This window comes from Thomasclavelia sp. (assembly GCF_047249845.1).
In the GTDB taxonomy this organism is placed as follows: domain Bacteria; phylum Bacillota_I; class Bacilli_A; order Erysipelotrichales; family Coprobacillaceae; genus Thomasclavelia.
In genome coordinates, this window is sequence record NZ_JBKTWO010000172.1 from 1 (window position 1) to 1709 (window position 1709).

General features: G+C 28.3%; 4 protein-coding genes. 1 reads left to right on the forward strand and 3 read right to left on the reverse strand.

What is annotated here, in order from left to right; translation table 11 throughout:
* A partial coding sequence (locus ACLR9T_RS14465; RefSeq protein ID WP_413110156.1) for an ORF6N domain-containing protein occupies positions 1-124 on the reverse strand: 124 nt, incomplete at its 3' end.
* A 97-nt stretch (positions 125-221) separates the two neighbouring features.
* Positions 222-809, reverse strand: coding sequence for a hypothetical protein (locus tag ACLR9T_RS14470; protein WP_413110155.1), 588 nt, complete (start codon positions 807-809; stop codon positions 222-224).
* Positions 810-914: 105 nt separating this feature from the next.
* Between ACLR9T_RS14470 and ACLR9T_RS14475 the strand changes: the two genes are divergently transcribed.
* Positions 915-1100: a hypothetical protein gene (locus tag ACLR9T_RS14475; protein ID WP_270667328.1), complete on the forward strand. Its 186-nt coding sequence runs from the start codon at positions 915-917 to the stop codon at positions 1098-1100.
* An 8-nt stretch (positions 1101-1108) separates the two neighbouring features.
* On the opposite strand, the gene ACLR9T_RS14480 is transcribed toward ACLR9T_RS14475, so the two are convergent.
* Positions 1109-1285 carry a hypothetical protein gene (locus ACLR9T_RS14480; RefSeq protein WP_270667327.1) on the reverse strand — a complete coding sequence of 59 codons (177 nt, stop codon included), beginning with the start codon at positions 1283-1285 and terminating at the stop codon, positions 1109-1111.
* Positions 1286-1709: the final 424 nt, after the last annotated feature.

Sequence of the window (1709 nt, forward strand, 5' to 3'; positions counted from 1 at the left end):
ATCTTTCTTTATTTCTATTAAAATTAGTTTTAATATTTGTTTCAGTAGTTTCATATGCTTCTGCTAACTGTTTAGTTGTCAAAACTCTAATTCCTTCATGTTCAATAATTTGTAAATTATTCATAAAATCCTCCTTAGACTATTTTTTATGTGTTAAAACGTATATACATATAAATTCAATAAATACACAGAGCAGTAAAAATAAGATTATCCAGATCATATCAATTACCTAATTTCTTTATCAGCATATACATCAGTAAATCACGATTATCGCATTCTTTAGCCAGTGCAATCATTAGTCTGTATCTGCTTAAATTTGCTCCAATCAAATCATCAAAACCGTTTATAAACCCATTTCCAAGATTTAGGCTAAGCATTGTTTTAGCCAGTTTTATTTGACACCAGTCATTGCATGAAAGATTAGATTTCATGTAATCATCAAATTCAGCTTCTGTTTCTATAAGTTTATAGTTACCCTTTTCTTTAAATATTTCCTTTGGTGTCTTAACACTAATGACCTCATATTCTAAAATATCTTCTGAATCAATAAACCATCTATCATCATGAAGTTTAAATTCAATAATCTTTTTTACTTTTCTCTTTTCCTGATTCACTTTACGTTCAACACACTCATCATAAGTGTTAGGAAATTTATCATCACAATATCTAATAATTTTGAAGTTGTCTTTATGATTGGTTTCAATAATTTCATCTTTCTTTACTGTTATTGAAAAACCATACCAACCCGATTTACTATAAATGATGGTGAATTCATCTTGATCAATCAAATTCTTTTGTTTTTTTATCATATAATTAGTCCTCCATGTACTTTTTGATTTATTTTTAACCTTTGCTATAATTTAGTTATCGGCACTGCAATGTCGATAATCAAATGAAAGTGAGGTGAAAATATTATGTCTATCCAACAGCTTAATAATAAGTTAGAAAAATCATTAGATGTGTTCGTAAAAGAAATTGATTGTAGATTTCCAAAAGAAGATAACACTCCTGCTACATATGATGATCTTCATAATCTAGCTGATCAATTCAGATACACATTAGATGAATTCAGAAAACATATCATTGAAGAGTTGAAATAACTTTCTGACTATTCTTCTGAATAGTCTTTTTTCTTTTCATCAGTTGCCTTACAATTAATTTTTCTTTTGATTGTAAAACAGGTATTCCTTATTTCCTCACATAGATTTGCTAATTTGTTTAAATCATCCAAAATAGTATCATCATCAGTTTCAACTATTAATGTTAGTTGTTTTTTAAAATCCATTTTGTCCTCCTTTATATTAGTGTTAAAAGCAATTTATAACGAAGCATTAGCTATCGTTAATCCAACTCATAGATCTCAAATTCATTAACGATTAATGTATTATAAGGTCTACCGTTTCTATCATTTAATAGGTCGGTTGAAACGACCTAATCTTCAAGTCGTTCTTTAACATGTTTAGGTTTAAGACCTACTGCATCACACATATTTCTTAATACTGCCCACCACTCTTCACGATAAATCTAATTTTCCTCCTTCCTTTGTACGTTTATAACGGAAAAAATAAGTAAAAAAATTATTTTATTTGTTCTGGACTTAATTCTGCTATTTCGCAAATTTTTAAAATCTCATCCCAGTACCATTTTGATTTACCATTTTCTTTATCCGTATATGCACGTACAGAAATGCTCAGTTCCTTTGCCATTTC

Bases quoted from the DNA above. Each gene is read 5' to 3' on its own strand.
- ACLR9T_RS14480 (WP_270667327.1), bottom strand. From the start codon at position 1,285: ATGGATTTTAAAAAACAACTAACATTAATAGTTGAAACTGATGATGAT.
- ACLR9T_RS14475 (WP_270667328.1), top strand. From the start codon at position 915: ATGTCTATCCAACAGCTTAATAATAAGTTAGAAAAATCATTAGATGTG.
- ACLR9T_RS14470 (WP_413110155.1), bottom strand. From the start codon at position 809: ATGATAAAAAAACAAAAGAATTTGATTGATCAAGATGAATTCACCATC.